Here is a 22,038-nt window from a genome sequence, read left to right as displayed (position 1 = left end):
CTGATCGTGGGGCGTCGCCCACCCTCCGGCGATGCCCGGCACCGACGGCTGAATACGGTGGAGGGGCCCGGTTGCATGAGAGGACGCGAAGACGTGGATGTGTACGAGGCCGTGGACAGTCGCCGGGCTGTGCGGGCGTTCAGCGATGAGCCCGTGCCCAAGGAGGTGCTGGAGCGAGTGCTGACCGCGGCGACGCGAGCTCCGTCCAGCGGGAATCTCCAGCCGTGGCATCTGTACGTCGTGACCGGCGAACCCTTGGCAGATCTCAAGCGGACCGCGACGACCAGGGCGCTGGCGGGGGACCCCGGTGACGAGCGCGAGTACCCGATGTACCCGGACCGACTGACCTCGCCGTATCTGGACCGCTTCTCCGCTGCGGCGGCCCAGCGGTACGAAGCGCTGGGGATTGAGCGCGACGACCCCGACCGGCCCAGGAAGATCGCCGTCTTGAACTCGGAGGCGTTCGGGGCGCCGGCCGTCCTGTTCTGCTACCTCGACCGAACGATGGGGCCCGGACAGTGGGCTGACGCGGGGATGTACCTGCAGACGGTCATGCTGCTGCTGAGGGCCGAGGGGCTGCACAGCTGCCCCCAGGTGATGTGGACCATGTACCGCAAGACCGTCAGCCGAACCGTCGGAGCCGATGACGGGCTCGTGCTGTTCTGTGGTATCTCAGTGGGGTTCGAGAAGGCGGGCGTGCCGCAACTGCGCACCGGGCGGGCGGACATGCCGGAGACGGTGAGCTTCATCGGAGTGTGACCGGAAGCCACGGCAGGCGGTCAGGAACGCCTGCGCCGGGTGTGCGTGACGCGTCCGTCAGGCCGCTCGCCCATGCGGCCGGGGCCGCCCCGGCGGTACTCGTCGCACCTACTTCGTGTCCGATTCCCCGGGGACTCCCCCCGGTGTCTCTGCCGGTTTCCGCACGGTGAGTTCGGCGAAGACCGTCTTGCCGACGGTGCGCGGTTCGACACCTCAGCGGTCGGCGAGCCGGGCGACGATGAGCAGCCCGCGCCCATAACAGTCGTCGGCGCCCGCCTCGCGGAGCCCGGGGAGCCGTTCCCCGCGCGGGTCGCTGACCTCGATGCGGAGGGTGGTCGCGGTGAGGCTGAGGTGCACTCGGAAGAGCCGGCCCCGCATGCAGCCGTGCAGTAAGGCGTTGGTCGCCAACTCGCTGACCAGGAGCGCGGCTTCGCCCGCGTGGTGGGGGTGGCCCCACTCGGTGAGCAGTCGCGCGGCGCGTCGGCGGCAGAGGGTGACGCTGCGGGCGGTGGGCGTGTAGTCGAGGCGGTCCTCGTGGAGTGGGGGTTGGGTCTCGGGGTCGGGCTCGGGCTCGGGGGCGTGGGCTGCTTGGGTCGCGGTCATGGTCGCGTGCCTCCGTTGTACGGGTGGTGGCGGTGGCGATGTCGCGCCTGCGTGGGCAGGGCGGTGCACTTCCGCCGGCCTGTGTCGCTGAGTGAGCGGCTGGGCCCCGAAGGTAGCGACATAAAGATCTCACGCTCAAGTGCTTCAGGAATATATTCCTCGAATGAGGTAACCGGGCATGCCCGAGGAGTAGTTGCTGGCAGACTGAGCACGATCAGCGGGAGGGCTACATGCAGACATCCGGAACTGTTACGCGCGCCAAGCAAGCCTCGACCGTGCTTGGTCGTCGCTTGGGTGGAGAGCTGCAACGTCTACGTTTGGCTGTCGGCCTGACGCAGCAGCAGGCAGCTGCGTACCTGAGCGCGACTGCGACCAAAGTCGTCAAGATGGAGAGCGGCTTGGTCCCCGTCCGTGATCCTGACATCCGGGCGCTCTGCCACTTGTACGGAATGACGGACGACAAGGTTCTGTCCGGCTTGCTGGACCTCGCGAAGACGGACCGAGACCGGCGCAAGGTCAAAGGCTGGTGGAATGACACCCCCACCCTGGCCACGCAGGTGGACTACATTGCCATGGAAGACGCTGCGACCAGGATCAGGCAGTGGCAAATGGCTCTTGTCCCGGGGCTGTTTCAGACGGCGGAGTACACCCGCGCATTGGGTGTGGCCAGCATTTCAGGCGAGGATCTCGACTGGATCGAGGACGTGGTTACGGGGCGTGCCAGGCGCCAGCAGCGGCTATATGCCGAGGTGCCGCTGCGAATCCATGCGGTGATCTGGGAAGCGGCACTTCGCCAAATGGTGGGTGGGCCTGCAGTCATGGGGCGCCAGCTGGTCCACCTGTGTCACCTGGCGGAACGGCCCAACGTCCACATCCAGGTCCTTCCCTTCCGGGTGGGAGCAAATGCAGGCATTGGCGGGCCCTTCAACGTTCTTTCGTTCGGGGAGAACGAGGCTGTGGATGTCGTGCACATGGATGCTCCTCGGTCAACGATCTGGGTCGAAAATGCGGAGGAGAGCGCTGAGTTCATCGTGGTGTTCAACCACTTGGTGAAAATGAGCCTGTCGCCACACGACTCGCTTCAGTTCTTGCACGGCATCACGAAGGAATTGACGGAATGATGACGTTCCAGTTCTCCAAGTCCAGCTACAGCACTCCTGAGCGCGAGTGCGTCGAGGTAGCCCGCAACATCCCCGGCACCGTAGCCGTGCGTGACTCCAAGGCCCCCGCCGGCCCCGTACTCCTCCTCGCCCCCACCGCATGGGACGCCTTCCAGTCGGGCCTGCGCCAGGCATAGGCTCCGGCCGGCCGGGCCGCAGCGTGGGGCCGCGTGTCCCGGAATTCCCGCGCGGCCCTCAGTAGTCCGCCGTCTCGGTCCACGGCCCCGGCAACGCCGTCCGGACGCCGTCCAACGCCTCCCGCGTCAGCGCGCGGACGTACAGCCACCCGAACTCCGACTGCTCGTCGGAGCGGTCCTCGTGCACCAGGACGTCGGCGCCCGCGTACCAGCGGTCCGCGTTGTCCCGGCCGCCGCGGGACAGCAGCGGCGGCATGCGCGTGAGCGACTGCTCCAGGCACGCGGCGTCGGGTGCCAGGGCCTCCCGGCGCCAGCCGCCCCAGTCGCCGCACAGCGAGTTCTCCGACATCACCGTCTCCACGCACGCCGCGGAGAAGCGGTCGGCGAACGGTTCCCAGTCGTCGCACGCCTGCGAACTCCCGTCGATCAGCACGGGCGGGTCGGCCTCCGCGATCCGGTCGAGCGGCACGGCCGTCCGGTACAGCCAGAACTTCTCCGCCTGCCAGGTCAGAGCGGCGTCGTCCGCCTCCAACTCCTCGGGGGGCAGGAGCAGTCTCGACCCGTACAGCAGGTCGTGACGGCGTCCGAACCTGACGTACAACTCCCGCATCGCCTGCGGCAGTCGCAGCCCGAGCCGTAGCTCCGCGGCGGCGAGCTCGGCCTCAGGGAATCCGTCATCCGGCCCTACCGGAGCGCCGAGACGTGCGGCGAACCGTTCGATGAAACGCCAGGCCGCTGAGGGACCTGTGAGGGCTGCGGGAAGCTCTACCCGGAGATCGAAAGGCTGAGGCATCCGGACACCCTAGATCGTGACTCCACATGATCTTGAGTGGTGGATCACGGTTGGTTGCCTCCGAAGACGACTGGGTCCTTCGTGGTCCTGGACGGCGCACGAGAAGCGTGCCTTCGACAGCGCGGGCATCCCGCCCCACATCCGTACACCCGTGTTCACCGGGGAGGAGTTCGCAACGGACAGCGACTCGGCCTTCGACGCGGCGGTCGTGGCGCTCCGGGAGCAGAAGCTGTCGTGAGACGCCACGCCCCATCCGGTGTGTTTGGTTACGGGTCTGTCCCAGCGGGCGGCAGCCGCGACGGAGTGCGGAATCGTGGCGGGAAGTGCCCTCCCGGCAGGCCTGGCGGCGTGTTCCGGTGCGGCGCAGCCCGTGCGGAGGGGTGTGGGGGCGGGCTGTACGTGTAACAGGCATGTCTTAGGCGGTGGTTCGGCGGAACGGTGCGGCGGGGCGGCCGCTCTTGTTGATCAGTAACGCTCGCTCGTACCCGACACGTACGGAGCGGCCGGTCCCGTTCACCGATGCTGAGGAAGAAATGATGCGCGCTCACAGGATCACCTTCGCCGCCCTGGTCGTTGCCGCCGGTCTCTCGCTCACCGCCTGCCAGAACGGCGACGACGGTGCGGCGGCGAGTGACCCGTCGTCCGGGTCCTCGGCCTCCGCCGCGTCCTCCTCGGGAGGCGGTTCGGGCTCGGGCGGTTCGGATCAGGACAGCGGGAAGGGCTCCGCCGGGACGGACTCCGGTGGGAACACGGCTGCGCCGGCCGACTCCGACTCCGGCTCGGGATCCGGCTCCGGTGACAAGGGCACGGCGGCCAAGTGCACCACCGACGGGCTGAAGATCACGGCGCAGGACGGCTTCATCGACGGAGACCCCGATGGCAGCGTCGTGGTGGGGCTGACGAACAGCAGCGGTGCGGACTGCGTGGTCTCCGGGTTCGCCGGAGTCGACCTGAAGACCAACGCGGGGACGATCTCCGCCACGCGCAAGGGGGAGCCCGGTGACCCGTACATCCTCAAGAACGGCAAGGAAGTCGACTTCTACGTCAGCTACCCGCTCAACGAATCGGGTGGCTCCGGTGTCCGCATCACCGGGCTGGTGGTGACCCCGCCGAACGAGACGAAGTCGGTCACCCTCGACTGGCCGGGCCAGGGCTCGCTGCCTGTCACGGACGGCTCCGGCTCCCCGGTGCTGGTGGGCCCGATCGGCAGCGCCGGCCAGGGCGGCTGACCCGTACGGTTCGGGCGCGGTAGGGAGTCAGGCCCCAGGCCGCTCCGCTGGGGTAGTCCCCCGGGTCCGCCCTGACGACAGCGCCTCCCCGCGACGGGGGCAGGCCGGATGGGCCGGCCGCCGCTTCGCTGGTGGGATGGGCGCTACCCCCGGATCCGGGCGCTGAAGGCCCCGGACCGAGGGCGGAAATGGGGTCCCTCATGCAGGTGTTACGAAGGCGCCGGCCACGACTGCTCGTCCTGACCGGCCTGGCCGCGCTCCTCCTTGCCACATCGGGCGTCCCGCCGGCCGCCGCGGATCCGCAGTACGCCGATCCGCTCCAGCGGCGGGTGGACGCGATCCATGACACCGGCGTGGTCGGTGTGTCCGCCGAGGTGACGTCACCGGGCACACGGTCCGTCGCGCGGGCCGGGACGGCCGAGACGGGTACCAGGAAGCCGATGCCACGCAACGGCAGGTTCCGGATCGGCAGCGCCACCAAGACGTTCACCGCCACCGTCGTGCTGCAACTCGTCGGCGAGGGACGCGTGTCCCTGGAGGACACCGTCGAGCGGTGGCTGCCGGGAGTGGTCACGGGCGGCGGCCCCGACGGCAGTTCCGTCACCGTGCGGCAGCTGTTGCAGCACACCAGCCGGATCCCCGAAGTCCTGCCGGAGATAGCCGCGTTGGGCAGTGCCGACGGGTATCGCTCCGAGCGGTTCCGTACGTACACCCCGGAGGAGCTGGCGGGGCTGGCGATGGGGCGCTCGGAGGACGTGTCGACCGAAGCCGCGTGGTCGTACTCCAACACCAACTACATCCTCGCCGCGATGATCATCCGTGAGGTGACCGGCCGGAGCTGGGACCGGGAGGTGGCGGACCGGATCATCCGGCCGCTGGGCCTGAGCGGCACCAGTACGCCCGGCACCTCGCCCTTCATTCCCGGCCCCCACGCCCGGGCCTACACCGCGTTCGGCACCGGCACCGGCATCGACGTCACGGCGCTCAACGCGAGCATGGCCGTCGGATCCGGCGCGGTGATCAGCACCACGCACGATCTGAGCCGGTTCTACGCCGCACTGCTCGGCGGGCGGCTGCTGGAACCGGCGGAGCTGGACGAGATGACGGCCACGGTGTCCGCGCCCGGGATGGGGGTCAGGTACGGACTCGGTCTGGGCGAGATCCCGTTGCCCTGCGGCGGCACGTACTTCGGCCACCCGGGCGAACTGCTCGGCTACCGCACCTGGGCGGGCATCACCCGGGACGGGTCCAGGACAGCCGTGGTGTACGCCACGAGTGACGGCGGACCCGACACCCAGGGAGCCATGAGGGCACTCGTGGACCAGGAACTGTGCCGGACCGGCTCCTGAGGGCGGCGCGTGCGTGGACCGTGCGTCAGGCGTTCCGCGGTGTCCGCGCGGACCCGTTGCCGGTCGTCGGCTCACCGAGCGCGTCTCGGGAACGGTGCGGTCCCCGGCTGCCGCGGCCCGGCTGCCGGAGGCCGATGGCGACGCCCGCGGTGACCAGCAGCGCACCGATGACGTCGGCGGGGCCCGCCCCGCCGAGGCCGAGTGCGACGGTGGTGAGCAGGGCGCCCACGGGTACGAGGCCGGCGAAGAGGCCCGCGCGGTCGGCGCCGAGGCGGCGCAGCGCGTCGTACCAGAGGAAGAACGCGGCCGCGGTGACGATCGCGCCGAGGTAGGTGAAGGCGGCGGCCTCGCCGGATGAGGGCAGCCGCAGGGCGCCGGGACCTTCCAGGGCGAGGCTCGCGGTCAGCAGCAGGGGCACGGACAGAGCGGCGGGGTACGCGGCGACCCGCAGGGGGCCGATCCTGGGCAGCAGCGGGACGGCGAGCAGGGAGAAGGCCACCTCGCAGACGAGCGCGCCCAGGGACAGGAGGAGGCCCTGCGGGCTGCCCGAACCGAGTCCGGCGGCGACGGCCGCGCCGAGCGCGACCACGAGCGCGGCGCCGACGGTGTGCGGGGCCGCGCGGCGGCGCTCCATCAGCGGCCCGACGAGGGCGAGAACGAGAGGTACGGCTCCGACCACGGTGCCGATCATGGCCGGTCCGGCATGCCGGGTGGCTGCGACGAGGAAGAGGTTGAAGCCGGCCAGGCCGGTGGCGGACAGTGCGGCCAGGAGCACGAGGTCACGTGCGGTCGGTCGGACGCGGGGGAGCCGCTGGTGGCGTACGACGGCGAGCAGGATCGCGGCGGCGAGCGCGTAGCGCAGGGCCTGTCCCGCCAAGACCGGATAGTCGGCGATGGTGGCGGAGACGGCCGTCGAGGTACCGACGAGCAGCATGGCCGAGGCGGCGCCGGCGGAGGCGGATCTCATGCGGCGTGCTCCCGCCGCGTGGGGGCGTCGGCCGACGGTGTGGCCGACGGGGCGTCGGCCGTCGGGGCGGCAAGGACCTTGCGGGTGACACGTTCGGCGATGGCGGCGACCAGGGTACGGGGGCGACGGGGCGTCAGATGGGCTCCGAGGGCGTTGCCGAGTCCGGGGGCGACATAACCGCGGTCACGGTCCAGCGCGCGCAGGGCGGCGCGTACGACGGGCTCCGGGGTGGTCATGGAGCCCGTGACGGCCGCCTTGCGGGTGCCGATGGTCTCGAAGAACGCGGTCTCGACCGGTCCGGGGCACAAGGTGAGCACGCGGATGCCGCGCCGGCGGTACTCCTGACGCAGGGCGAGGCCGAAGCTGAGGACGAAGGCCTTGGACGCGCCGTAGACGGCGAAGTACGGGGACGGCTGGAAGGCGGCGTTGGACGCGACGTTGAGGACCGCGCCGCTGCCGCGCTCCAGCATGCCGGGCAGCAGCAGGTGGGTGAGGTCGACGAGGGCAACGACATTCACCATGAGCTGGTCGTGGTCGCGGGTCCGGGCGATGTCCTCGAAATGGCCGCAGGTGCCGAAGCCGGCGTTGTTGACCAGCAGATCGACGTGCAGGCCGCGTTCCGTCAGCTCGTCGCCGATGCGGCGGGCCGCGTCCGGCTCTGCGAGGTCCTGGACGAGTACATGGGCGCGGACGCCGTGCTCGGCGACCAGCCGATCGGCGAGCGCGGCGAGCCGGTCGCCGGAACGCGCCACCAGGATCACGTCGCGCCCCTGGGCGGCGAGCTGCTCGGCGAACTCCGCGCCGAGGCCGGACGAAGCTCCGGTGATGAGGGCGGTGCTGTGCATGAGTTCCTCCTGCGATCGGTGGCAACTGGGACGTGACAGTACTAGTAATCCGAGGAACTGCAACAGGGATGATGCAAATATCGTCAGGACTGCATCCTCGTTGTACTGTGTTTCAGGACAAGTGGCCGAGTGGGAGGCGTAATGGGCGAGATGCCGGTACGACCGTTGCGGGCGGACGCGGAGCGCAGTGTGCGGGCGGTCCTGGAGGCGGCGGAGCGGGTGCTCGCCGAAGACCCGGGCGCGTCCATGGAGCAGATCGCCGCGGCCGCGGGAGTGGCCCGGACGACGATCCACCGGCGGTTCGCCAATCGGCAGTCGCTGATCGAGGCGCTGGCGCTGTCCGCGGCCCGCCAGCTCGCCCAGGCGGTGGACGACGGCAGGCCGGACACGGCGCCGCCGCTGGTGGCGATGCACCGGATCACGGCCAATGTGCTTCAGGTCAAGGGGGCTTGGGCGTTCGCCCTGGGGCTGCCGGCGGACCCGGACAGCGAGGCCGCCGTCCTCCAACAGGACATCGACCGGCGCTGCGTCGCCGTGCTGCAGCGGGCCCAGGACGAGAAGGTCATCGACGCGGCGGCCGATCTGGAGTGGGTGCGCCGGGTCTACTACGCGCTCATCGGGGAGTCCCTGCGCGGCGGCGCGGACGGCTCAGGCACGCAGGGGTCGGACCCGGACGGCGCGGACCCGGACGCGCTCGCCGCCCGCATCATCGACACCTTGTTGCGTGGTGCGGGGCCGCGGGCCGGGGGCGGGTGAACGCGAAGGTGCCCGGCGCATGCGGGGCCGCACGTGCCGGGCACCTTCGTACCGCTGCGGCACTTCCGTACCGCAGGGCTGTTTCCGTACGTCTGGGCTACTTCTTGAAGCCGTAGTCCATGAGCTTCTTCGCGTCCGCGGTGCGGGTCGTCTCCGAGGTGGAGGTCAGGACCGTACCGATGACCGTCTTGCCGTTACGGGTGGCGGCGAAGACCAGGCAGTACTTGGCCACGGCGCCCGAGCCGGTCTTGACGCCGATCGCGCCGCTGTAGGTGCCCAGCAGCTTGTTCGTGTTGGTCCACGACATGTAGCGGTAGCCGCCGGTCTTCGTCGTGACCTTCTGCTTCGTCGACTTCGTCTTCACGACCGTGCGGAACGTGGAGTACTTCATCGCGCTGCTTGCGATCTTCGTCAGGTCCTTCGGGGTCGAGTAGTTGGACCCGTTCCCTATGCCGTCGAAGGAGTCGAAGTGCGTGTTCTTCAGGCCGAGGGTCTTGGCCGTGCTGTTCATCTTGCCGATGAACGACTTCACCCGGGCCGCGCGCGTGGTGCCCGAGCCGAACTTGTCGGCCAGGGCGTACGCCGCGTCACAGCCGGACGGCAGCATCAGGCCGTACAGCAGCTGACGGACCGTGACCTTGTCGCCCACGATGAGGCGGGCCGAGGACGCGCCCTTCGAGACGATGTAGTCGCTGTACGCCTTCTGGATCGTGACCTTGGAGTCCAGGTTGAGGCCCTTCGTGGCCAGCACCACCCGGGCGGTCATGATCTTCGTCGTGGAACCGGTGGAGCGACGGGTGTCCGCAGCCTTGCTGAACAGGGACTTCCCCGTGCCGTTGTTCATCACGTAGCCGCCCTTGGCGACGATCGTGGGAGTCGGCGGAGTGGCGGCCTGTGCCGTGGAGGCGAACGCGCCGCCCGCGATGACGGCACCTGCGGTGAGGGCCACCGTCGCGGTAGCGGATACGCGCCTTATGCGCTGAATGCCGAGTTTCAAGTTAAATGCTCCAAATACCCCTGGAATGCGGCCACATAGAGGTGCCGCGCGCTGATGAGACTTATGGGGCCGGTAAATGGTTGTGGCGCAGGAGGGGGCATTTTCCTACGGAATCCGGGGGCCTGGATTCCGGTCCGCAGGTGAGTGCGGGTGTCCGTGCGGGAGTGCGGGTGCCCGTTTCGTGGCACGGGCGTCGGTGCCGGGGGCGGGAGTGCGGGCGTCCGCATCGTGGAACGAGTCCCTCGATGCGTGCATGTTGTATCTATGCTGTGTGCATGCCTGCCCCAGCCCCGTCCCCCGTCCGCCCGCCCGTGAAGCAGCCACCCGCCGCCGAGCGCGTCTACACCCATATCAAGGAAGCGGTCCTGGACCGCCGCTACGAGGGCGGGACGCTGCTCACCGAGGGCGATCTCGCAGAGGCCGTGGGGGTTTCCCGTACGCCCGTGCGCGAGGCGCTGCTGCGGCTGGAGGTCGAGGGGCTCATCAAGCTCTACCCGAAGAAGGGCGCCCTGGTGCTCGCCGTCTCCGCCCAGGAGATCGCCGACGTCGTGGAGACCCGGCTGCTGGTCGAAGAGTTCGCCGTGCGCAGGGCCGTGCCCGCGTCGGCGAAGCTGATCGCCCGCCTGGAGGAGCTCCTGGAGGAGCAGCGGCGGATGTCCGATGCCGGCGATCTGGCCGCCGTCTCCGTGAAGGACCGTTGCTTCCACGCCGAGATCGTCCGCCACGCGGGCAACGAGATCCTGTCCCGCCTCTACGACCAGCTGCGCGACCGTCAGCTGCGGATGGGCGTCGCCGTCATGGAGGCCCACCCGGGCAGGATCGCCGCCAACATCGCCGAGCACGGTGAGCTGCTGGAGGCGATCAGAGCCGGTGACGCGGACGGTGCCGCGCAGGTCGTCCGCCGCCATGTCAGCCGGGTCAAGGTGCTGGTCCGGGGTGAGGACCGGTGAGCTCCGCCGCCGCCCCCACCCTGTCCCTGCCCGGTGACCCGCCCGGCGGCCGGCGTGCCGCCTGGGTCTGGGGCATCGGTGTCGCCGTCTACTTCGTCGCGATCATCTTCCGCACCAGCCTGGGCGTCGCCGGCCTCGACGCCGCCGACCGCTTCGACGTCAACGCCTCGGCGCTCTCCACCTTCTCCATCCTCCAGCTGCTCGTCTACGCGGGCATGCAGATACCCGTCGGCCTGATGGTCGACCGGCTCGGCACCAAGAAGGTCCTCGCCCTCGGGGCGGTCCTGTTCACCCTCGGACAGCTCGGCTTCGCGCTCTCCCCCTCGTACGGCACCGCGCTGGCCTCCCGCGCCCTGCTGGGCTGCGGCGACGCGATGACGTTCATCAGCGTGCTGCGGCTGGGGGCGCGCTGGTTCCCGGCCAGGCGCGGTCCGCTGATCGGGCAGGTCGCCGCCCTCTTCGGCATGGCGGGCAACCTCGTCTCCACACTGGTCATCGCCCGGTCCCTGCACGGTCTGGGCTGGACCACCACGTTCGTCGGCAGCTCGCTGGCCGGGGTCGTGGTGCTGGTGCTGCTCCTGCTCTTCCTCAAGGACCACCCCGAGGGATTCGAGCCGCCGCCCGCGGAGCACGCCGGTGCGACGTACGTGCGCAGGCAGATCGCCGCCGCCTGGCGGGAGCCCGGCACCCGGCTCGGGATGTGGGTGCACTTCACGACGCAGTTCCCGGCCATGGTGTTCCTGCTGCTGTGGGGCATGCCGTTCCTGGTGGAGGACCAGGGGCTGAGCCGGGGGACCGCGGGGGAGCTGCTCACCCTGGTGGTGCTCTCCAACATGGCCGTCGGCCTCGTCTACGGGCAGGTCATCGCCCGCCACCACGCGGCCCGGATTCCGCTCGCGCTGGGGACGGTCGCGATGACGGCCCTGCTGTGGGCGTCGGCCATCCTCCACCCGGGGGACCACGCCCCGATGTGGCTGCTGATCACGCTGTGCGTGGTGCTCGGCGCCTGCGGGCCCGCCTCGATGATCGGCTTCGACTTCGCCCGCCCGGCCAACCCGCCGGAGCGCCAGGGCACCGCGTCGGGCATCGTCAACATGGGCGGCTTCGTCGCCTCCATGACCACGCTGTTCGCCGTCGGTGTGCTGCTCGACGCGACCGGTGACAACTACCGCATCGCGTTCGCCTCGGTCTTCGTCCTGGAGGCGCTCGGTGTCGTACAGATCCTGCGGCTGCGGCTGAAGGCCGCGCACCGGGAGCGGGAGCACCATGTGATCAGCCGTGTGGAGGCCGTGCACGTGCCCGTCTGACTCCGGAAACGGCGGTGCGCCCGTCCCCCCTGCGGGGCGGGCGCACCGATTGCCGTGGCTACGGGGTGACGGCGAAGTTCTGCAGGATGGCGGCGGCCAGATCCTGATCGCCCTCGGCCTTGACGCGGTCCGCCACCGCGTTCGCCCGCACCCGCCCGCAGGCCAGCCGGACGTACGTCTCCCAGTCCATCGCCAGCGTCACCGCGGGGCCCAGCGACGGTGCGCCGTCCACCGAACCGCGGCCCTCCGCGTCGACCCTGACCGTGCGCAGGAACTCCACCGGCCCGTGCACGTCCAGCACGATCGCGGAATTGGGCGGTGCGCCCGCGTCCTTGGCCACGACCTTCGGCAGTGCCAGGAGCAGCGTGTCCCGGACGATCGTGGCGCCGGGGGAATCCAGGTTGCCGGGCTTGCCCAGCGTCGTGCGCAGGTCCTGCTCGTGGACCCAGACGTCGAAGGCGCGCATGCGCAGCGCCAGTTCGAGGGTCTGCTCGGTGCCGAGCGGCGCCCGCGTCATGGTCTCCGGGTCACGCGTCTCGTTGCGCAGCTGACGGGACCGGCGGATGATGGTGTACTCCAGCTCGGAGGTCATCTCCGGTGCGGTGTGGTGGCGCCGCACGTCGACCTGCATCTCCATGTAGCGGGCGAAGTCGCTCTGCACATGGAAGAGATCGCGCGGAAGTGTGTGGATGGGGCGCGGATCGCCGAGCTGCTCGCACTCCATGCCGATGATGTGGGAGACGATGTCGCGCACCGACCAGTTGGGGCATGGCGTACGGCCGTTCCACTCCCCCTCGGTGAGCGGGCTCACCAGCTCGGCTATCGACTCGATGGAGTGGGTCCAGGCGTCGGCGTAGGTCTGGAGGCTGGGATGGACGGTCACGGGACCCCTCGTGCGGTTCTGCGGTGCATGGGCTGGAGAACTGGGCTCGGACGGCGGGCTGCGGGCTGCCGGGCGGTGAGGTTCGGTCGTTCGGACCGAGCGGGTATCGGGGGGCGGCGTCGCGGTGCCGGGTGCGCAGATCTGCGGCGTTGTCGTCAATCACCATGGCTCCGCCATGCCTCGATCCTCCGCCCTGCAGCTGCACGCACCCAGCGCCGCTCCTTCTCCCGCTCCCCGATGCCCGGTCGGTCCAAGCTACGCTGCGAGCAGGCACCCCGGCAGTGCTTTCGTGTGACGATCGTAGGCCCGTGTTGACGGCTCGAATGCCAGGACGGTGGTAGTGTGCGCGCCTCCCTCATCCAGATCGCAGTAGACCCGGACGAATCCGTCAATGCCCGCAGGGAACGCGCGGCTTCACTCGTCGCGGCCCAGCAGGGCGCGGATCTGGTGGTGCTGCCCGAACTCTGGCCGGTCGGGGCCTTCGCCTACACGGCGTTCGAGGCCGAGGCCGAACCGCTGCACGGCCCCACGCACGAGGTGATGGCCAAGGCCGCCGCCGACGCCGGGGTCTGGCTGCACGCGGGCTCCTTCGTCGAACGGGCCGACGACGGCACGCTCTACAACACCACGCTCGTCTTCACGCCCGAGGGCGAGCGGGCTGCCGCCTACCGCAAGGTCCACCGTTTCGGTTTCGACAAGGGCGAGGCGGTCATGATGGGCGCAGGCGACGAGCTGGTGACGCTCGCCCTGCCGCAGACCACGCTCGGCCTCGCCACCTGCTACGACCTGCGCTTCCCGGAGATGTTCCGCGGTCTCGTCGACGGCGGCGCCGAGACCCTCGTCGTCGTGGCCGGCTGGCCCGAGCGCCGGCGCGCCCACTGGTCGCTGCTCACCCGGGCCCGGGCCGTCGAGAACCAGGCCTACGTCCTGGCCGTCGGTTCCGTCGGCACCCACGCCGGGGTCCCGCAGGCCGGGCACAGCATCGTCATCGATCCCTGGGGCGAGGTGCTCGCCGAGGCGGGCGCGGACGAGGAGGTGCTGACCGTGGAGTTCGACCCGGCCAAGGTCGCCACCACCCGGGAGCAGTTCCCCGTGCTCAAGGACCGCCGGCTGGGGCTCGCCCCGCCGACGGGCCCGGTGTAGCCGAGCGTCGCAACGGCCCCTGTTTCACGTGAAACAGGGGCCGATTTCCCGCGGAACAGGGGCCGCCCCTCAGCTCTCGTGCTCCTTCTCCGCGAGCACGATCACGCACACCGCCACCGCGATCAGCAGCCCCGCGTCGGCGTCCTCGCGCACGATGTCGATCCCGTACGTGTCCCGGACGGTGAGCCAGCGGCGCGAGATCTGGGCCAGCAGCTCCCCGTCGTAGTCCACCGCGAACTCGCGGTCCAGGATCTTGCCGCTGACATCGAGCTCGGTCCCGTCCACCAGCGTCACCCGGTAGTGGTTGCGCAGCAGAGACAGCCGCTTCCGCTTGACCTTGGCGAGCTGCTCGCCGTCCCGCTCGATGAGCATCGTGTCGCGCAGGCTGAGCAGCTTCTGCTTGATCTCGACGACGAGCCGGCCCTGCGCGTCCTTCAGCTCGAAGGTGTCGCGCACCCGCATGGCCTTGCCGTCGACGAGGAAGACCTTGCGGCCGTCCGCGTCCTCGATCCAGTAGTCGTCGCCGATGCCGAACAGTCGCTCACGTACGAGAAGTCTCATGGCTCACAGGTTCCCCCCGCCCTCCGTGGAATGCGTGGACGCCACGGTGATGTTGACTGTTCTCATGGCAACACGAGCGCGCGTCAGGGCCCCCGAACTGATCGGCAAGGGCGGCTGGCTCAATACAGGCGACCGGCAGTACACCCTCGCTGACCTGCGAGGACGAATTGTGATCTTGGACTTTTGGACGTTCTGCTGTGTGAACTGTCTGCATGTCCTCGATGAGCTGCGTGAGCTGGAGGAGAAGCACCGGGACACCGTGGTGATCATCGGCGTGCACTCGCCGAAGTTCGTCCACGAGGCGGAGCACCAGGCCGTCGTCGACGCCGTCGAGCGGTACGAGGTCCACCACCCGGTGCTCGACGACCCGGAGCTCGCCACCTGGAAGCAGTACGCCGTGCGCGCCTGGCCGACGCTCGTCGTCGTCGACCCCGAGGGATACATCGTCGCCCAGCACGCGGGCGAGGGGCACGCCCACGCCATCGAGAAGCTTGTCGAGGAGCTGGAGGCCGAGCACGCGGCGAAGGGCACCCTGCGCCGCGGCGACGGGCCCTATGTGGCGCCCGAGCCGGTGGCCACGCATCTGCGGTTCCCCGGCAAGGCCCTGCTGCTCGCCGACGGCGGCTTCCTGGTCTCCGACACCACCCGCCACCGCCTGGTCGAGCTGGACGCGGACGGCGAGAGCGTCCGCCGTCACTTCGGCTCCGGTGAGCGGGGGCTCGTGGACGACGGGCCCGACGACGTCAGGTTCAGCGAGCCGCAGGGGCTGGCGCTGCTGCCCGACGGGCGGATCGCCGTCGCCGACACGGTCAACCACGCGATCCGTGCCCTCGACCTCACGACCGGCCTGACGACCACCCTCGCCGGCACCGGCCGCCAGTGGTGGCAGGGGGCGCCCACCAGCGGCGCGGGCCACGAGGTCGACCTCTCCTCGCCGTGGGACGTCGCCTGGTTCGACGGCCGGCTGTGGATCGCCATGGCGGGCGTGCACCAGCTGTGGACGTACGACCCCGAGGGCGGCACCGTACGGGTCGCGGCAGGCACCACGAACGAAGGCCTCGTCGACGGTCCTGGGGCGGAGGCCTGGTTCGCCCAGCCGTCCGGGCTCGCGGCGACGGAGGACCGGCTGTGGGTCGCCGACTCGGAGACGTCCGCACTGCGCTACGTCGACCGGGAGGGCGCGGTGCACACCGCCGTCGGCACCGGGCTCTTCGACTTCGGCCACCGCGACGGGGCCGCCGCGCAGGCCCTGCTCCAGCACCCGCTGGGCGTCACCGCGCTGCCGGACGGTTCCGTCGCCGTCTGCGACACGTACAACCACGCCCTGCGCCGCTACGACCCGGCGAGCGACGAGGTCACCACGCTGGCCACGGACCTGCGCGAGCCCAGCGATGCCGTGCTCGTCGACGGCGATCTCGTGGTCGTCGAGTCAGCACGGCACCGGCTGACCCGGCTGCGGCTGCCCGAGGAGGCGGTACGCGTCGCGGACCGGGCGCACCGCACCCAGCGCGCGGCGACCGCCATCGCCCCGGGCACCCTCCGGCTCGACGTCGTCTTCCAGGCGCCGGCCGGCCAGAAGCTGGACATCCGCTACGGGCCCTCGACCCGGCTGCTGGTCTCCTCGACCCCGCCGGAACTGCTGGCCGGGGGCGAAGGGGCGGGCACCGACCTCTTCCGCGACCTGGTCCTCGCCGACGGCGTCACCGAGGGCGTCCTGCACGTCTCGGCGATGGCCGCGTCCTGCGACGACGACCCCGCGAACGAGTACCCGGCCTGCCACGTCCACCAGCAGGACTGGGGCGTCCCCGTCAGCGTGACCGCCGACGGGACCTCGCGGCTGCCGCTGGTGCTCGCGGGCATGGACGAGCAGGGCTGAACGCCTGCCGGGACGGGCGGCGGAACTCACCGCCCGTCCCGGCCGCCCTCACCTGTCGTCGGCGAGGCGGCGGACCGCTTCCTCGTGCCGCCGCACGTACTCCGGCGTCGCCGCCACCCGCAGCAGGGCATCGAGGGCCCGCACCGCGCCCTCGTCGTACCCGGCGCGTTCGGCCTCCGCGGCCGCCACGTCCAGCAGCAGGACCCCCTCGTCCTCCGCGCCGAGGGCGAGCTGCGCCTCGCCGCTGACGGTCGTCAGCAGCACCCGGCGGGCCACCTCCTCGTGCTCGGGACCGAGCTCGAAGGCGGCGCGGGCGGAGTCCAGGGCGTCCTGCGGGCGTCCTGCGGTGAGCTGCATGCGTGCGAGGTGCTGGAGGGCGAGCATCTCGGTGTGCGCGTCAGGTTCGTTCCTGGCCAGCTCCAGGGCCCGCCCGCAGCCCTCCAGTGCCACGTCGAGGCCACCCTGTTCGGCCTGGACGATGGCCAGGTTTATCAGGGCCGTCGCTTCGCCGAGCCGGTCACCGGCCTGTCGGGCGAGTCCGGGCGAGGGCTCCAGGAGGGCCACGGCCTCGGCGGTCCTGCCCTCCTCCGACAGCACCCAGCCCAGCAGATTGCGCACCCGCGACTCGGCGTACGGATCCTTGCGCGCGGCAGCCGCGGCCAGGGCCAGTTCCAGCATCGGGGCCCAGCCGTCCCGCGCCCGCCACACCACGTGCGGCCACTGGAGCAGGATGATCCGCCAGGCCCGGTCCTCCAGTCCGGCGGCGCGGGCGGCGGCGGCCGCCAGAGCAAGGTCCTCGCGCTCGGCCGTGAGCCAGTCCATGGCCGCGGCCCGGTCGGTGAAGTCCCGTACGGCAGCCGGCCGGTGGAAGCCGTCCGGCAGCACGAAGCACGGCTCACCGCCGGGTTCGGCCGTGTCCGCGGCGGCGAGCGCGGTGGCGATGTAGTGGTCGAGCACACCGGCCAGTGCGTCGGGCCCGGCCGCGGGGTCGAGCCCGCGGGCGTAGAGCCGCACCAGATCGTGCAGTATCCAGCGCCCGGGTCCGGCCTCGGTGACCAGATGGGCGGCGGCGAGCCGCTCCAGCGCGGCCGCGGCGACGACCGGGTCGCTGCCGGCGAGGGCGGCGGCCGTGTACGGGCCGAAGTGGCTGCCCGGATGGTGACCGAGCCGGGTGAAGTGGTGAACGGCGTCCGGCGGCAGTTGCTGCACGGTCAGCCGCAGCGCCGCGGAGACCCCGGTGTCCTCCACCGCGAGATACGTCAGCCGGCTGCGTTCGTCGGCCAGTTCGTCGGCCATGTCGGCGAGCGTCCACTGCGGGCGGCCCGCCAGCCGGGCTGCCGTGACCCGCAGGGCGAGGGGCAGTCCGCCGCAGAGCTCGGCCAGCCGCTGGGCCGCCACCGGTTCGGCGGCGACCCGCTCCTCGCCCAGCACCCCGGCCAGGAGCGCGGTGCCGTCGGGCGGTTCGAGCACGTCCAGCGGCACGGGGACGGCGGCGTCCGAGGCGATGAGCCCCTCCAGCCGGTGCCTGCTGGTGATCAGCGTGACGCAGTCGGCGCCGCCCGGCAGCAACTGCCTGACCTGGGCGGAGTCGCGGACGTTGTCGAGGACGACGAGCAGGCCGAGCCGGTCCGTCAGCGAGCGGAACAGTGCCGCGGAGCCGGCGACGGACTCCGGGACCCGGCGGGGCGCGACGCCGAGCGCGAGCAGGAACTCGCGCAGGACTTCGAGGGGGGTCGGCTCACCGGTGTCGCTGAACCCGCGCAGGTCGGCGTAGAGCCGTCCGTCCGGGAAGGCCGCGGGGGACCGGCGCGCCCAGTGCAGGGCCAGTGCGGTCTTGCCGACCCCGGCGGGCCCGGTGACCAGACAGACGGGTGCCTCGCCCGCCGCGGCCCGGGAGATCGCGGTGAGTTCGGCTCCGCGCCCGTGGAAACCGCGGGGAGCGCGGGGAAGCAGATCGGTGGGGTGCGGCGGGGTGCCGGGGAGCGCCACCGGGACGCGCGGGGAGCGGGACGGCACGGCGGGGGCGGCCACGTCGGTGAGTGCCTGGGCGGTGCCGGCACCGTCGTGGGTCCCGGGTTCGCGGCGGGCCGCGGGCGCCTGCTTGGAGCCGGGCCGCCGCTCGGCGGCCCGGGACAGCCCACCGTTCCCGGCGGCCGCCGGACCCGGCCCGCCCGGGGACCGGTCGTCCGCCGGGTCCGGATCGCCGCGCAGGATCTGCGCGTACGCGTCGGCAAGCTCGCGCCCCGGGTCGATGCCCAGCTCGTCGGCGAGCAGCCGTCGGGTGCGGTGGAACCCGTCCAGCGCCTCCGACTGACGTCCCGACCGGTACAGCGCCGTCATCAGGGCCGCGGCGAGGGACTCCCGCATCGGATGGGCGACGGCCTCGGCCCGCAGCACCGCCGCCGCCCGGTGGTGCTCCCCCAGCTCGGCGTAGGACCGGGCCAGTTGCTCGACCGTCGCCAGCCTGGACTCCTCCAGCGCGTGCGCGGCGGCCTGGAGCGGCCCGCTCGCGTACGTGCCGGTCAGCGCGGGCCCCTGCCACAGGGACAGGGCCTCCTTCAGCATGAGCACGGTGTCGGCAGGGCTGCGCTGTTCCCGGGCCAGCATCAGCAGTTCCTCGAACCGCTGGGAGTCCAGCAGGGTCTCCGGCGCCCGCAGCACGTACGCGTCCCCGAGCGTGGCCAGTTCGACCCCGTACGCCTCCGCGTCCGCTCCCATCAGCAGGGCGCGCAGCCGGGAGACATGGCCCTGGATGACGGTGCGGGCGTGCATCGGCGGGTCGTCGTCCCACAGGCAGTCCGTCAGCCACGCCATCGACACGGGTGTGTTGGCGCGCAGCAGCAGTGCGGCGAGCAGGCTGCGGCGCTTGGCGGGGCCGAGTGGCAGCGGTCCGGTCAGCGTTTCGACGCAGACCGTGCCGAGCAACCGGAACTCCACGAGCGGCTTCCCCTCCGGGTGTGACGCGCCCGGTTCCGGGTCACGGACAAGCGCCCAGAATATCGGGGATCGTGGGGCTGTGGTTCAGGGGTGCGCCCCGTCGGCGGGGCGGCCCCTGCCAGGTCACAGGCGGCGTTCGTCCTCGGACACGACTGTGGTGGTGGGCGGCACGACCATGCGGCGCCGGCGCATCACGCTCGCGTAGACGAAGACGCCGATGATGCCGACGATCATCATGATCCAGCCGACCATGTCGACGTTGACGGTGTCCAGTTCCCAGTCGGTCGCGAAGGCGAGTATCGCCCCTGCACCGATGAGGATGATGCATCCTCCGAGTCCCATGAGTTCTGCCTCCTCGACGGCCGGAAGCTCCGGGCCGTGTACGCAGCGGGTACCCGGTCCGTCCGCGCCCATGCTCCTGGGATCGGAGGCGCGGGCGCTGCTGTCGTGTGCCGGTGCTCGCCCCACGGCCTTCCGCGACACGTTTCAGGCGAGGGACATCCGCGTCGGGACGACGACGCCGTACGGGCCGGCGATCGTGGCGAGGGCGCCCAAGTGGAGCCGGCCGGAGTCCGGTTCGGCACCGTCGGCACTCTGGTCAGGGCGTTCCGCCGCAGGCTCGACACCACGCCGACCGAGTACCGGCGCCGGTACCGGACCGGCCGGGAATGACAGTGGTTCCCCTGCCGCACGTCGACAGGGGAACCACCGGGGGTGTGTCGTCAGCCGGCCAGGAAGGAGACCAGCGCGTTCGCCAGGTGGTACGGGTCGTCGGCGCCGCACAGTTCACGGGCGCTGTGCATGGACAGGATGGCCACGCCGATGTCGACCGTCTGAATGCCGTGCCGGGCGGCTGTGATCGGGCCGATCGTCGTGCCGCACGGCATCGCGTTGTTGGAGACGAACGTCTGCCACGGCACGCCCGCCTTCTCGCACGCCTCGGCGAACACGGCCCGGCCGCTGCCGTCGGTCGCGTACCGCATGTTCACGTTGACCTTGAGGATCGGTCCGCCGTTGACGACCGGGTGGTGCGTCGGGTCGTGACGCTCCGCGTAGTTGGGGTGGATCGCGTGGCCGGTGTCCGAGGAGAGGCAGACGGTTCCGGCGAAGGCGCGCGCACGGTCCTCGTACGTACCGCCGCGGGCGAACACCGAGCGCTCCAGGACCGTGCCGAGCAGCGGTCCGTCCGCGCCGGTGTCGGACTGCGAACCGTTCTCCTCGTGGTCGAAGGCGGCCAGCACCGGGATGTACGGGATCTCGGAGTCGGGCTGCCCGGCGACGGCCGCGAGCGCAGCGGTCGCCGCGTGCACGGACAGCAGGTTGTCCATGCGCGGACCGGCCACCAGCTCGCGGTCACGGCCCAGGTAGGACGGCGCCTCGACCGGGTGCGGCATCAGGTCCCAGCCGGTGATGTCCTCGGCGTCGACGCCCGCCTCCTCGGCGACGAAGCGGATGAGGTCGCCCTCCTCGACGTCGCCGAGTCCCCAGATGGGCTGCATGTGCTTCTGGCGGTCCAGCTTGAGTCCGTCGGTGTTGGCCGACCGGTCCAGGTGCACGGCCAGCTGCGGTACGCGCAGCAGCGGCCGGTCGATGTCGATCAGCCGGTGCGTGCCGTCGCGCAGTGAGATCCGCCCGGCGAGACCGAGGTCGCGGTCCAGCCAGGTGTTGAGGAGCGTGCCGCCGTAGATCTCCACGGCGATCTGCCGCCAGCCGTACGCGCCGGTGTCGGGCAGCGGCTTCACCCGCAGGTTCGGCGAATCGGTGTGTGCGCCGACGATCCGGAACGGGGTGTGCGCCCCGGCGCCCTCCGGCACGTACCAGGCCACGATCGCGCCGCCGCGCAGGACGTACTTCCCGCCGGTGGTTCCGTCCCAGGCCGCGGTCTCCTCGACCTGTCGGAAACCGGCCTTCTCCAGCCTCGCCGCGGCGCTCGCCACGGCGTGGTACGGGGAGGGGGCGGACATCAGGAAGGCCATCAGATCGTCGGTGTGGCCGCGGTCGAACCGGGGGGAGGAACTCATGTTCTTCACTGTAACCAGACCCGGCCGGGAGGATTCACCGTCGCCCCCTGCTTCCCGCGCAGCTATTGTCCGGGCAGCGCCGAGGACGGCTTTTCGCCGTTCTGTGCCTGCTGGGCCCGCTCGGCGAACATCGCCGCGAAGTCCTTCACCTCCTGGTCGGAGACGGCCTTCTCGCCCTGGGTGCCGGTGCTGATGCCGAGTACGGTCGTGCCGACCCGGACCTGCGCGATGGTGGCCGGCCCGCCCATCGTGCCCATCCCGGCGCGGTTGGCCACGTGCTCCGCGCCCGGATCGCCGATGTCGACCGGCACCGCGCCCACGCCGACCCGGTCCCCGCCGTAGTACTCGGCCAGTGCGTCGTAGGCGGCGTCGGCGGACTTCTCGTCCTTGTAGGCGAGCGTCCAGAAGTTGAGTGAGGTGCCGTCGGGCTTGCGTGCGTAGGCCGAGGCGCCCCAGTAGGTGATGTGGTCGCAGGCCGTCGCGCGCTTCTTCTTGTTCACCGACAGGCAGACCGACGGCGGGAACTCCGGGTTCGGCTCCTGGGCGTCCGGCTTCATCACGCTCCGCCAGCCCGGTACCGCCTTCGCGTCCGGCAGCACCGAGGTGACCTCCGCCTTGCCGAGTGCCTTCGCGCCGCCGCTGCCGCCGTCCCCGCCGCTGCAGCCCGCGAGCAGCAGCGCCGCCGCCACGGCGGCCGCTCCGCGTGTGTGCCAGTGCCGTTTCGTCATCGTCCGCTCCCCGTTCGGTGGTGTCCTGCGCCGCCCG

General features: G+C 71.2%; 22 protein-coding genes. 11 read left to right on the top strand and 11 right to left on the bottom strand.

Annotated elements, in window-relative coordinates:
* Positions 1 to 93 precede the first annotated feature (93 nt).
* Complete coding sequence (locus ABT025_RS06365; protein ID WP_350990554.1) at positions 94 to 759, top strand: nitroreductase; 666 nt, start codon at positions 94 to 96, stop codon at positions 757 to 759.
* Positions 760 to 972: 213 nt separating this feature from the next.
* On the opposite strand, the gene ABT025_RS06360 is transcribed toward ABT025_RS06365, so the two are convergent.
* Positions 973 to 1,362: an ATP-binding protein gene (locus ABT025_RS06360; protein WP_350990472.1), complete on the bottom strand. Its 390-nt coding sequence runs from the start codon at positions 1,360 to 1,362 to the stop codon at positions 973 to 975.
* Between the two features lie 230 nt (positions 1,363 to 1,592).
* On the opposite strand from ABT025_RS06360, the gene ABT025_RS06355 reads away from it, so the two are divergent.
* Together ABT025_RS06355 and ABT025_RS06350 are read left to right on the top strand one after the other, a co-directional pair.
* Entirely contained in the window at positions 1,593 to 2,483 is an 891-nt protein-coding gene (locus ABT025_RS06355; RefSeq protein WP_350990470.1) for a helix-turn-helix domain-containing protein, read from the top strand.
* Positions 2,480 to 2,659: a DUF397 domain-containing protein gene (locus ABT025_RS06350; RefSeq protein WP_350990468.1), complete on the top strand. Its 180-nt coding sequence runs from the start codon at positions 2,480 to 2,482 to the stop codon at positions 2,657 to 2,659. The genes ABT025_RS06355 and ABT025_RS06350 overlap by 4 nt, the downstream gene beginning before the upstream one ends.
* A 58-nt stretch (positions 2,660 to 2,717) precedes the next feature.
* Here ABT025_RS06350 and ABT025_RS06345 read toward each other — a convergent pair whose 3' ends face one another.
* The gene (locus ABT025_RS06345) at positions 2,718 to 3,452 is read right to left on the bottom strand and encodes an SMI1/KNR4 family protein (RefSeq protein WP_350990466.1); all 735 of its coding nucleotides are present in this window, start codon (positions 3,450 to 3,452) and stop codon (positions 2,718 to 2,720) included.
* A gap of 16 nt (positions 3,453 to 3,468) precedes the next feature.
* Here ABT025_RS06345 and ABT025_RS06340 point away from each other — a divergent pair, with 16 nt between their 5' ends.
* The 3 genes from ABT025_RS06340 to ABT025_RS06330 all read left to right on the top strand — a co-directional run bounded on the left by ABT025_RS06340 (position 3,469) and on the right by ABT025_RS06330 (position 6,030).
* Positions 3,469 to 3,690 carry a hypothetical protein gene (locus ABT025_RS06340; protein ID WP_350990464.1) on the top strand — a complete coding sequence of 74 codons (222 nt, stop codon included), beginning with the start codon at positions 3,469 to 3,471 and terminating at the stop codon, positions 3,688 to 3,690.
* A 298-nt stretch (positions 3,691 to 3,988) separates the two neighbouring features.
* Positions 3,989 to 4,681, top strand: a complete 693-nt coding sequence (locus tag ABT025_RS06335; protein WP_350990462.1) for a DUF4232 domain-containing protein — start codon at positions 3,989 to 3,991, stop codon at positions 4,679 to 4,681.
* A gap of 200 nt (positions 4,682 to 4,881) precedes the next feature.
* Positions 4,882 to 6,030: a serine hydrolase domain-containing protein gene (locus ABT025_RS06330; protein WP_350990460.1), complete on the top strand. Its 1,149-nt coding sequence runs from the start codon at positions 4,882 to 4,884 to the stop codon at positions 6,028 to 6,030.
* Between the two features lie 25 nt (positions 6,031 to 6,055).
* On the opposite strand, the gene ABT025_RS06325 is transcribed toward ABT025_RS06330, so the two are convergent.
* Both ABT025_RS06325 and ABT025_RS06320 read right to left on the bottom strand, forming a co-directional pair.
* Positions 6,056 to 6,997, bottom strand: a complete 942-nt coding sequence (locus ABT025_RS06325; RefSeq protein WP_350990458.1) for a DMT family transporter — start codon at positions 6,995 to 6,997, stop codon at positions 6,056 to 6,058.
* A complete protein-coding gene (locus ABT025_RS06320; RefSeq protein WP_350990456.1) occupies positions 6,994 to 7,842 on the bottom strand; it encodes an SDR family NAD(P)-dependent oxidoreductase in 849 nt (282 codons plus the stop codon). Before ABT025_RS06320 ends, ABT025_RS06325 begins: the two co-directional genes overlap by 4 nt.
* A 141-nt stretch (positions 7,843 to 7,983) precedes the next feature.
* Here ABT025_RS06320 and ABT025_RS06315 point away from each other — a divergent pair, with 141 nt between their 5' ends.
* Positions 7,984 to 8,598, top strand: a complete 615-nt coding sequence (locus tag ABT025_RS06315; RefSeq protein WP_350990454.1) for a TetR/AcrR family transcriptional regulator — start codon at positions 7,984 to 7,986, stop codon at positions 8,596 to 8,598.
* 97 nt (positions 8,599 to 8,695) lie between these two features.
* On the opposite strand, the gene ABT025_RS06310 is transcribed toward ABT025_RS06315, so the two are convergent.
* Complete coding sequence (locus tag ABT025_RS06310) at positions 8,696 to 9,595, bottom strand: D-alanyl-D-alanine carboxypeptidase family protein (RefSeq protein WP_350990452.1); 900 nt, start codon at positions 9,593 to 9,595, stop codon at positions 8,696 to 8,698.
* A 275-nt stretch (positions 9,596 to 9,870) separates the two neighbouring features.
* Between ABT025_RS06310 and ABT025_RS06305 the strand changes: the two genes are divergently transcribed.
* Together ABT025_RS06305 and ABT025_RS06300 are read left to right on the top strand one after the other, a co-directional pair.
* Positions 9,871 to 10,545, top strand: a complete 675-nt coding sequence (locus ABT025_RS06305; protein ID WP_350990450.1) for a GntR family transcriptional regulator — start codon at positions 9,871 to 9,873, stop codon at positions 10,543 to 10,545.
* Positions 10,542 to 11,852: an MFS transporter gene (locus tag ABT025_RS06300; protein ID WP_350990448.1), complete on the top strand. Its 1,311-nt coding sequence runs from the start codon at positions 10,542 to 10,544 to the stop codon at positions 11,850 to 11,852. Before ABT025_RS06305 ends, ABT025_RS06300 begins: the two co-directional genes overlap by 4 nt.
* Positions 11,853 to 11,910: 58 nt before the next feature.
* Here the strand turns inward: ABT025_RS06300 and ABT025_RS06295 are convergent, their stop codons facing one another.
* On the bottom strand, positions 11,911 to 12,735 hold the full coding sequence (locus ABT025_RS06295) for a maleylpyruvate isomerase family mycothiol-dependent enzyme (protein WP_350990446.1): 825 nt from the start codon (positions 12,733 to 12,735) through the stop codon (positions 11,911 to 11,913).
* A gap of 342 nt (positions 12,736 to 13,077) precedes the next feature.
* Between ABT025_RS06295 and ABT025_RS06290 the strand changes: the two genes are divergently transcribed.
* Positions 13,078 to 13,878, top strand: coding sequence for a carbon-nitrogen family hydrolase (locus ABT025_RS06290; protein ID WP_350990444.1), 801 nt, complete (start codon positions 13,078 to 13,080; stop codon positions 13,876 to 13,878).
* Positions 13,879 to 13,947: 69 nt separating this feature from the next.
* On the opposite strand, the gene ABT025_RS06285 is transcribed toward ABT025_RS06290, so the two are convergent.
* Positions 13,948 to 14,439 carry an LURP-one-related/scramblase family protein gene (locus ABT025_RS06285; RefSeq protein ID WP_350990442.1) on the bottom strand — a complete coding sequence of 164 codons (492 nt, stop codon included), beginning with the start codon at positions 14,437 to 14,439 and terminating at the stop codon, positions 13,948 to 13,950.
* A 64-nt stretch (positions 14,440 to 14,503) separates the two neighbouring features.
* Here ABT025_RS06285 and ABT025_RS06280 point away from each other — a divergent pair, with 64 nt between their 5' ends.
* Positions 14,504 to 16,315, top strand: a complete 1,812-nt coding sequence (locus ABT025_RS06280) for an NHL domain-containing thioredoxin family protein (RefSeq protein WP_350990438.1) — start codon at positions 14,504 to 14,506, stop codon at positions 16,313 to 16,315.
* A 48-nt stretch (positions 16,316 to 16,363) separates the two neighbouring features.
* Here the strand turns inward: ABT025_RS06280 and ABT025_RS06275 are convergent, their stop codons facing one another.
* The 4 genes from ABT025_RS06275 to ABT025_RS06260 form a co-directional block, all read right to left on the bottom strand.
* On the bottom strand, positions 16,364 to 19,252 hold the full coding sequence (locus ABT025_RS06275; protein ID WP_350990436.1) for an AfsR/SARP family transcriptional regulator: 2,889 nt from the start codon (positions 19,250 to 19,252) through the stop codon (positions 16,364 to 16,366).
* A gap of 123 nt (positions 19,253 to 19,375) precedes the next feature.
* Positions 19,376 to 19,594, bottom strand: coding sequence for a DUF6458 family protein (locus ABT025_RS06270; RefSeq protein WP_350990434.1), 219 nt, complete (start codon positions 19,592 to 19,594; stop codon positions 19,376 to 19,378).
* Positions 19,595 to 19,974: 380 nt separating this feature from the next.
* On the bottom strand, positions 19,975 to 21,273 hold the full coding sequence (locus tag ABT025_RS06265; RefSeq protein ID WP_350990432.1) for a M18 family aminopeptidase: 1,299 nt from the start codon (positions 21,271 to 21,273) through the stop codon (positions 19,975 to 19,977).
* Between the two features lie 62 nt (positions 21,274 to 21,335).
* The gene (locus ABT025_RS06260; protein WP_350990430.1) at positions 21,336 to 22,001 is read right to left on the bottom strand and encodes a hypothetical protein; all 666 of its coding nucleotides are present in this window, start codon (positions 21,999 to 22,001) and stop codon (positions 21,336 to 21,338) included.
* Positions 22,002 to 22,038: the final 37 nt, after the last annotated feature.

This window comes from Streptomyces sp. NPDC002809 (assembly GCF_040295435.1).
In the GTDB taxonomy this organism is placed as follows: Bacteria; Actinomycetota; Actinomycetes; order Streptomycetales; family Streptomycetaceae; genus Streptomyces.
This window is presented reverse-complemented; position numbering and strand designations above follow the sequence as displayed.

Excerpts from the sequence above, each read along its gene's own strand:
- ABT025_RS06360 (WP_350990472.1), bottom strand. The coding sequence starts at position 1,362 with ATGACCGCGACCCAAGCAGCCCACGCCCCCGAGCCCGAGCCCGACCCC.
- ABT025_RS06355 (WP_350990470.1), top strand. The coding sequence starts at position 1,593 with ATGCAGACATCCGGAACTGTTACGCGCGCCAAGCAAGCCTCGACCGTG.
- ABT025_RS06350 (WP_350990468.1), top strand. The coding sequence starts at position 2,480 with ATGATGACGTTCCAGTTCTCCAAGTCCAGCTACAGCACTCCTGAGCGC.
- ABT025_RS06345 (WP_350990466.1), bottom strand. The coding sequence starts at position 3,452 with ATGCCTCAGCCTTTCGATCTCCGGGTAGAGCTTCCCGCAGCCCTCACA.
- ABT025_RS06335 (WP_350990462.1), top strand. The coding sequence starts at position 3,989 with ATGCGCGCTCACAGGATCACCTTCGCCGCCCTGGTCGTTGCCGCCGGT.
- ABT025_RS06330 (WP_350990460.1), top strand. The coding sequence starts at position 4,882 with ATGCAGGTGTTACGAAGGCGCCGGCCACGACTGCTCGTCCTGACCGGC.
- ABT025_RS06325 (WP_350990458.1), bottom strand. The coding sequence starts at position 6,997 with ATGAGATCCGCCTCCGCCGGCGCCGCCTCGGCCATGCTGCTCGTCGGT.
- ABT025_RS06320 (WP_350990456.1), bottom strand. The coding sequence starts at position 7,842 with ATGCACAGCACCGCCCTCATCACCGGAGCTTCGTCCGGCCTCGGCGCG.
- ABT025_RS06315 (WP_350990454.1), top strand. The coding sequence starts at position 7,984 with ATGGGCGAGATGCCGGTACGACCGTTGCGGGCGGACGCGGAGCGCAGT.
- ABT025_RS06305 (WP_350990450.1), top strand. The coding sequence starts at position 9,871 with ATGCCTGCCCCAGCCCCGTCCCCCGTCCGCCCGCCCGTGAAGCAGCCA.
- ABT025_RS06285 (WP_350990442.1), bottom strand. The coding sequence starts at position 14,439 with ATGAGACTTCTCGTACGTGAGCGACTGTTCGGCATCGGCGACGACTAC.
- ABT025_RS06280 (WP_350990438.1), top strand. The coding sequence starts at position 14,504 with ATGGCAACACGAGCGCGCGTCAGGGCCCCCGAACTGATCGGCAAGGGC.
- ABT025_RS06270 (WP_350990434.1), bottom strand. The coding sequence starts at position 19,594 with ATGGGACTCGGAGGATGCATCATCCTCATCGGTGCAGGGGCGATACTC.
- ABT025_RS06265 (WP_350990432.1), bottom strand. The coding sequence starts at position 21,273 with ATGAGTTCCTCCCCCCGGTTCGACCGCGGCCACACCGACGATCTGATG.
- ABT025_RS06260 (WP_350990430.1), bottom strand. The coding sequence starts at position 22,001 with ATGACGAAACGGCACTGGCACACACGCGGAGCGGCCGCCGTGGCGGCG.